The 6,391-nt window shown below is 63.6% G+C and carries 6 protein-coding genes; 2 read left to right on the top strand and 4 right to left on the bottom strand.

Annotated elements, in window-relative coordinates:
* From HMPREF2656_RS04685 to HMPREF2656_RS04675, 3 genes are all read right to left on the bottom strand, one after another.
* Positions 1–604 (bottom strand): thiamine pyrophosphate-binding protein (locus HMPREF2656_RS04685; RefSeq protein ID WP_246825115.1); only part of this gene is annotated, 604 nt, incomplete at its 3' end.
* A gap of 58 nt (positions 605–662) precedes the next feature.
* Positions 663–1,814 carry an alpha/beta hydrolase gene (locus HMPREF2656_RS04680; RefSeq protein ID WP_070815992.1) on the bottom strand — a complete coding sequence of 384 codons (1,152 nt, stop codon included), beginning with the start codon at positions 1,812–1,814 and terminating at the stop codon, positions 663–665.
* Entirely contained in the window at positions 1,811–2,059 is a 249-nt protein-coding gene (locus HMPREF2656_RS04675) for a hypothetical protein (RefSeq protein ID WP_070771846.1), read from the bottom strand. Before HMPREF2656_RS04675 ends, HMPREF2656_RS04680 begins: the two co-directional genes overlap by 4 nt.
* A 91-nt stretch (positions 2,060–2,150) precedes the next feature.
* On the opposite strand from HMPREF2656_RS04675, the gene HMPREF2656_RS04670 reads away from it, so the two are divergent.
* Entirely contained in the window at positions 2,151–2,981 is an 831-nt protein-coding gene (locus HMPREF2656_RS04670; RefSeq protein ID WP_070570721.1) for a carbon-nitrogen hydrolase family protein, read from the top strand.
* Here the strand turns inward: HMPREF2656_RS04670 and HMPREF2656_RS04665 are convergent.
* On the bottom strand, positions 2,968–4,020 hold the full coding sequence (locus HMPREF2656_RS04665) for a ferredoxin reductase domain-containing protein (RefSeq protein WP_070771845.1): 1,053 nt from the start codon (positions 4,018–4,020) through the stop codon (positions 2,968–2,970). The genes HMPREF2656_RS04670 and HMPREF2656_RS04665 overlap by 14 nt on opposite strands.
* 69 nt (positions 4,021–4,089) lie before the next feature.
* Between HMPREF2656_RS04665 and HMPREF2656_RS04660 the strand changes: the two genes are divergently transcribed.
* Positions 4,090–5,442, top strand: coding sequence for a sodium/glutamate symporter (locus tag HMPREF2656_RS04660; protein ID WP_070452514.1), 1,353 nt, complete (start codon positions 4,090–4,092; stop codon positions 5,440–5,442).
* Positions 5,443–6,391 lie beyond the last annotated feature (949 nt).

The raw sequence follows: 6,391 nt of genomic DNA, 5'->3' as shown, positions 1-6,391 counted from the left end.
CGTTGTTGATGGCCTCGACAAGCCGTGCGGCCTCAGCGGGGTCGGGGTAGACGCGCTTGTCCTTGCCGGTGGCGTAGACGGAGTCGGCGGTGTGGGGGCCGTCGGCGGTGTCGGCGGCGAAGACGTCGCCAGGCACGACCATCACGGACACGCCGTTGCCGGCGAGCGTGTTCTGCAGGGCGTTGTGCAGCACGCGCATGCCCTGGTCGGCGGTGTGGACGACCTCGCAGTAGGAGGAGCACTCCTGGAACAGCAGCTCCGGGTGGGTTTCCTGGAAGAAGGAGGAACCGATCTCGGCCGTCGGGATATGCGATGCAATGGCGAGTACCTTCGCGCCGTTGCGGTGGGACTCGAACAGACCCTGGACGAAGTGGGTGTTGCCCGGGCCGCAGGACGCGCCGCAGACGGCGAGTTCGTCGGTGGCTAGCGAGTCTGCACCGGCAGCAAACGCTGCGGCTTCCTCGTTGCGGACGTGGACCCACTCGATGTCGCTTTCGCGCACCGCGTCCGAAAGCGGGTTGAGCGAGTCGCCCACCAGACCGTAAATGCGTTTAATGCCGAGGGCCTCGAGGCGCTCGACGACTTGCTCTGCAAAGTTTGCCATGGTTTATCAGACTCCTAAAGGTAGTTTCTTTAAACGTTCGCCATGGTAACGCCATTTCTTAAGTTGTGCTTGCGCGCTGTTGCAAAGCAGACACAAAGGCCGGGTCTGTGAAGTAGTCGGAGTGCCCGCCGCGCACGCCCTCCACGCGCTGTGCGCCCCACCCTACATACGACGGCGACGCGCCGAGCACCGCCGACGGCCCAGAGCGCAGCAACAGGATGGGGTCCTGGGGTGAATCGACGACGTGAACGGTGGCGTGCTCATCCGCAAGTGTGAGCTCGGAGACGTGCTCACCTGCGACGCCGGCGCTGCCGAGGACCCATAAGTCATCCGCTATAAGTCCATGGTCGCGCGCCGCCGTGGTGGCCAGCAGCGTGCCGTAACTGTGGGAGACGACGGTCTTCTGTGCGTCCGGGAAGCGCTCCTCAAGCGCTGCCTGGAACATCGCCAGATCATCCGCACCAGCAGACGCGCGCAGGGGAGAGACCGCCCGCGGCACCGAGCGTGGCGGTGCATAACCCTGCCACACCACCACCGCAGCACCGGTCTGCTGCGCCAACCGCGACGCCTTTGCCAACTCACCCTCCAACTTCGCGGGCGCGCCCGTGGTCGCGCCGGCCACCATGGTGATCACCCGCGCCGGGTCCACAACGTCACCGACGACAACGGTGGTGGAGACAGGGCCGGCCTCGAGAACGGTCCCGCCCGCAGCCTCCACGGCGGCACGAGTCGCGGCGGGCAAGGTCGGCACATGACGCGCGTGCAGGTCCTGAAACGACTCATCCGGGTGGGCGAACAGCGGGTCGTAGTCCTGCTCGTGCCCGCCAAGGCGCAACAAGGACCGTGCGAGTTCCAGGTCCAGCGCCATCGACATCGCGTTGAGCCACAACACGGTGCGCGAGTGCAGGTAGCGGGTGGCAAACATGGCGGCCTCGTCCAACTGCCGTTGCAGCCCCGCCGCCGTGGAGACAAGCGCAGCCGCTGTGGCCAAGTCGTCGGCCCCGCGCGCAAACACAGACCCGAACGCATCTAACCGCGCGTACGCCGCATCCGCTGCCACACCCCGAAAGCCGGTGGACACCAGCGCCACGCGCGAGGCTGGTACATGGGCGGCGCGCTCCCGGGCGGCATCAGAGGCAAGGCGCAACGCGGCCGCTGCCGCCGAGAGTTCCGCCGCGTCCAGCGCTGGGCGGTACGTGGCAACACTCATGGCGCAAGCCTCGCTTCCAGGTCGGCGTCCACGCCCTCCACCGCGCGGGCAAAGCGCGCGATGGAATTGAGGTGGGTGTTGAGGTGGGCGGTGGTGTCGTCGATAAGCATGTGCGTGCTGTTGCGTATCGACGACAACGCTTCCGCCGTCCGCGACACCCCCACCTGCGCAAACGGTAACGGTGTGAACGTGCGGGCGAGGCCGCGGGCGACGGGTGCGGTGCGTGTTGAGATTTCAAGAGTCATGGGCCGAATCCTCTGCGCACCAGCACACAACCACAAGGGGCGAAGAAAAATCTGTGGATAACTGCCCCGAACTCCACCTAAAGTTATCCACATGAAGATCGCGTTGGTGCAAACGGTCACAGGCAGTGACACAATGGACAACTTTGCCCACCTTGCTCCGCTGGTGCGCGACGCCGCCGCCCAAGGTGCGAGCCTGATCGTGCTGCCGGAGGGTGCCAGTCAGGCCTTTGAGCAGGGCCGACTGGATACGCAGGCGGAGGACCTCGACGGCGCATTTGCCACCAACATGCGCGACCTGGCAGGCGAGCTCGGCGTGACCATCGTGGCTGGCATGTTCCGGCCCGCCGATACCGTGCAGCGCGGCGAGAAAACCATCAACCGCGTCTACAACACCGCCCTGATCACGGGAAATGGCCTGCATGAGGGCTACGACAAGATTCATACGTACGACGCGTTCAACTACCGCGAGTCCGACACCGTGCGCCCCGGCGAACGCCTGGTCACCTTCGAGCACGACGGCGTGACGGTGGGCGTGGCCACCTGCTTCGACATTCGCTTCCCCGAGCAGTTCCAGGCCCTTGCGGACCGCGGCGCCCAAGTCATTGTCGTACCCACAAGCTGGGCCGACGGGCCCGGCAAGGTGGAGCAGTGGCGCATCTTAACCGCCGCGCGCGCCCTCGACGCCGGGGTGTTCATCGCGGCCGCTGGCCAGTCGCGCCCGGATTTTGAAACCAAAGCGGGCGAGCCGTCCGGTCCCACCGGCGCGGGCCACTCAACCGTGGTCGACCCTTCCGGCGTGCGCATCGCCGAAGCCGGCTACGGGCCCGAAACCCTGGTCGTAGACATCGACCCCGAAGAGGCCGCCAAGCAGCGCAAACGCCTTCCGCTCGGCCAGATCCGCGCGGACACTACGATGCGCTAAACCACTCCGGCGTCGCGTCGTGGGCGATGACCTGCACGCCTTCGGCCCCGGCCTCCCGAAGCGCTGCCGTGATCGCGGCCGCGCGTGCCTGGTCCGCGCACACGATCACGTCGCGACCCCACCACATTCCCGGGCCCGACACCACCTGCTCCAGCGGCGCACCCAGGCGCGACTCCACCACCCAACTCACGTCCAGCCAGTCCTGCGCGCCAGCCAACGCGTCCAGCGCCGCGCGGTCGTACGTCACATCCGAAACCAGGTGCACATCGGGGCGCTCCTCGCATTCCAACCAGTGAAAAACCAGCGCCTTCGCCGCAGCCAACCCCGTCCCCGCGGCCACCAAGAGCACTTGCTTATCGACGAACCCCTGCAGACCCCCGCGCGCCACACCCAATGTCAACCACGCGCCGGGCGCAACCGCAAGATCGGTGCCGGTGCTGATGTGAAACTCCATTTGTCCGAACGGATTCGATGGCAGCGCCGGGATCAGTCCGGTCCACATGCCGGGGGCCTCCGGCGACATTACGGGCAGCGTTTCACCGGGGGCGTAGATGATGCGCGTGCCTGCCTCGAGGCGCACGATCTGCACCCCGTCGCGCTCCTCCACGCTGGTGACCTGCGCCGCTGAGGCCGCCGGCACGCCCGCGTAGTCGGCTTGGGATGCTGCCTTGCGCATCACCTCGCCCGCCGCCACAAGTGCCGGGGTGGGGTCCTCGGCACCGGTATCGACCTCGGCTCCGGTGTCTACGGCGACGGTGCGGATGGCGTCGCCAAGCAACTGCATCGCGTTCGGGTACTCCTCGGCGGGGAAGCCCGTGCGGCGCAGGTCCAGTGCGATCGCGCGCAGGCGGTCGGTGGTTTCGGTGGGGGAGTGGCTGAGGAGCCACGTGGTGGCGTCGATAAGCATCTGCGGCATGCGCTCACCAGGAGCAAGCATCATCGACGCGTGTGGATACGCCTCCACGAACTTCGCGCGCCACACCTCACTCACGCGCGATCCGTGGGTGCGCAACAACTCAACGGACTCCGGAAAAGTCATGAAAACAGCGTACTGGGTTAGAGTACAGACTGTTTTATATGCGATAAGTGGATAAAGGAAGGTGCTGCGATGGAATTCACCCCATACACGCTGCTTACCGACATCGGATGGATCTCCCTCCTCCTCATCGTCGGCAACGTCCTGCGCAACCGACTGCGCGTACTGCAAGCATTGCTGCTGCCTGCACCGATCACCGCGGGCCTTATCGGGCTCATCCTCGGGCCGGAAGTCCTCGGCCTGATTAACTGGTCCGACCAGGTGGGCACGTACACCACGCTGCTCATCGCGGTGGTGTTCGCGTCGATGGCGTACTCGATGCAATTCGGCGGGTCCGTGGCCACCGGTGCGCGCAACATGTGGGGCTATTCCACCGCAATGTTCATGGGGCAATGGGGCCTATTCATCCTGCTTGGCATCTACCTCTTCGCACCCGTATTCGGCACCGAGCCGTGGTTCGGCATGATGCTGCCCGTCGGCTTCGTCGGCGGCTTCGGCACCGCAGCGGCCGTCGGCTCCGCGCTTGAGGAGATCGGCGTTGAAGGCGCATCCTCTCTCGGCTTCACCTCCGCCACCGTGGGCACCCTCGTGGCGATTGTCGGCGGCGTGATCATGGCCAACTGGGGCATCCGCAAAGGCAAGGCATCCCAGCTCGCGGGCGATCTTCCCGACGACCTGCGCACCGGCTACATCCGCAACGAGGAAGAACGCCCCTCCATCGGCAAAGCCACCACCAACCCGTCGTCCATCGAACCGCTCGCACTGCACGCCGGCTTCATCGTGTTCACCGTGCTCATCGCGTACCTGCTGAACACGCTGATCAAGGGGCAGTGGCCAAACGTGTCCATCCCGCTGTTCGCCATGTCGTTCGTGGTCGGTCTGGTCGGCCGTCTTGCCTTGCGACTCGCCGGGCGCCCGAACTACCTCGACGGCTCCACCATCAACTCCATCTCCGGCGCTGCCACCGACTACATGATCGCCTTCGGCATCGCGTCTATCGTCCCCGCCGCACTCGCCGGCTACTGGCAGGCACTGGTTGTCATGTTCGTCCTGGGTACCGTGTTCTGCGTGGTCTGGATGCTGTGGGCCGGCCCGACCTTCTTTGGCGAAAACTGGCTCGAGCGTGGCCTGTTCGGCTGGGGCTGGGCCACCGCCGCCGTGGCCACCGGCATCGCGCTGCTCAAGATGGTCGACCCGAAACTCAAGTCCGGCACCCTCAACGAGTACGGCGTGGCCTACGTCGGCTTCGCCCCCTTCGAGATCGGCATGACCATCCTCGCACCGATCGCCGTCATCGCTGGCTTCACCACCGGTTTCGGCTGGGTGTCCTTCGCCGTCGCCGTGGGCGTGGTCGTGCTCGCCTACGTGCTCAAGTGGGTGCCCGTGCGTAACGACGACCGCAGCGCCTCCCCGGCAAGGGAGTAGCTACACGGGTTTCCTTTTAAGCACTGAATGGATGTATTGCTGCCCCGCTAGCCAGGATGCGGCAGCGGGGTTCATTGAATGCATAAGGCGTGCGGATATTCGATGAACACGGATCAATTGCCCAGGGTCAAGCAGCGGTTCTAGATGGCTTGCACGATTTCGTGCGTGCCGTACTGCATTTGCCCACTGGTAAATGACAGCGGGATTAGCGCTCTGGAATTCGGAAGCGTTCCGAGCAGTAAATGCATGCTTGAGAGTCTCGTCCCAAATCCGCATCCGGGGATTTTGAGGAGAAGAAACCTGGGGTTGAGGCAAGATGAAAAGCCATGAACCGAAAGGCAAAGCCGCGACAAGGTCGTCATGAGAAGGATTCGGCTTTGCACAATTGCCAAGTTCGTCTCGTAGGGCTGGTTCCGCTTTTTGCCAAAGTGGCCTTTTGCGTGGTGGCGAAATAATCTGGCGAAGTCGAGGTGCAGGATCCTTTAGCCAGTCCCTTGTGTACGCACAAGTACGGTTTGGATCATTAACCGGTTGGGATGCATTCCAAGTTTGAAGGCGTGAATTGATGCTGTTTCTGAGTTGTACTTCGACCATACCTGTGGTCGCAGCGACAGCTCCCGCCATCTCGATATTCCAAAGGTAGAGCAGAAGTGCTTGTTTTTCTGAGCCCCCGGCTGCCTGTATGTAAGTTTTGAAGCGAGGGTCAGAAAGAGCACGCGTAATCGAATATGTAGTTTGCTTCTGCACAAAACTATATATACAGTTGGTTCTCACAAGACGGGTTAAAATCCGGTAATTAAGAGAATGTCCGCTAGGTGCAGTCGCGCCCAGCGGCTTTCTTTTTGTCGCTTAACCCGTAACAACCGTGAGGCAAACGCGCCCCTGATCGTCTAGCTGCGTTTTTGTGCAACTAGACGTGTTATGTCCATGAACATTTTGGACATGGAGT

It is taken from the genome of Corynebacterium sp. HMSC034B08 (genome assembly GCF_001835805.1).
GTDB lineage: Bacteria > Actinomycetota > Actinomycetes > Mycobacteriales > Mycobacteriaceae > Corynebacterium > Corynebacterium coyleae.
The sequence above is the reverse complement of the archived record's forward strand: the minus strand, read 5'-3'. Positions and strand labels throughout refer to the sequence as shown.

Bases quoted from the DNA above. Each gene is read 5' to 3' on its own strand.
- HMPREF2656_RS04680 (WP_070815992.1), bottom strand. From the start codon at position 1,814: ATGAGTGTTGCCACGTACCGCCCAGCGCTGGACGCGGCGGAACTCTCG.
- HMPREF2656_RS04675 (WP_070771846.1), bottom strand. From the start codon at position 2,059: ATGACTCTTGAAATCTCAACACGCACCGCACCCGTCGCCCGCGGCCTC.
- HMPREF2656_RS04670 (WP_070570721.1), top strand. From the start codon at position 2,151: ATGAAGATCGCGTTGGTGCAAACGGTCACAGGCAGTGACACAATGGAC.
- HMPREF2656_RS04665 (WP_070771845.1), bottom strand. From the start codon at position 4,020: ATGACTTTTCCGGAGTCCGTTGAGTTGTTGCGCACCCACGGATCGCGC.
- HMPREF2656_RS04660 (WP_070452514.1), top strand. From the start codon at position 4,090: ATGGAATTCACCCCATACACGCTGCTTACCGACATCGGATGGATCTCC.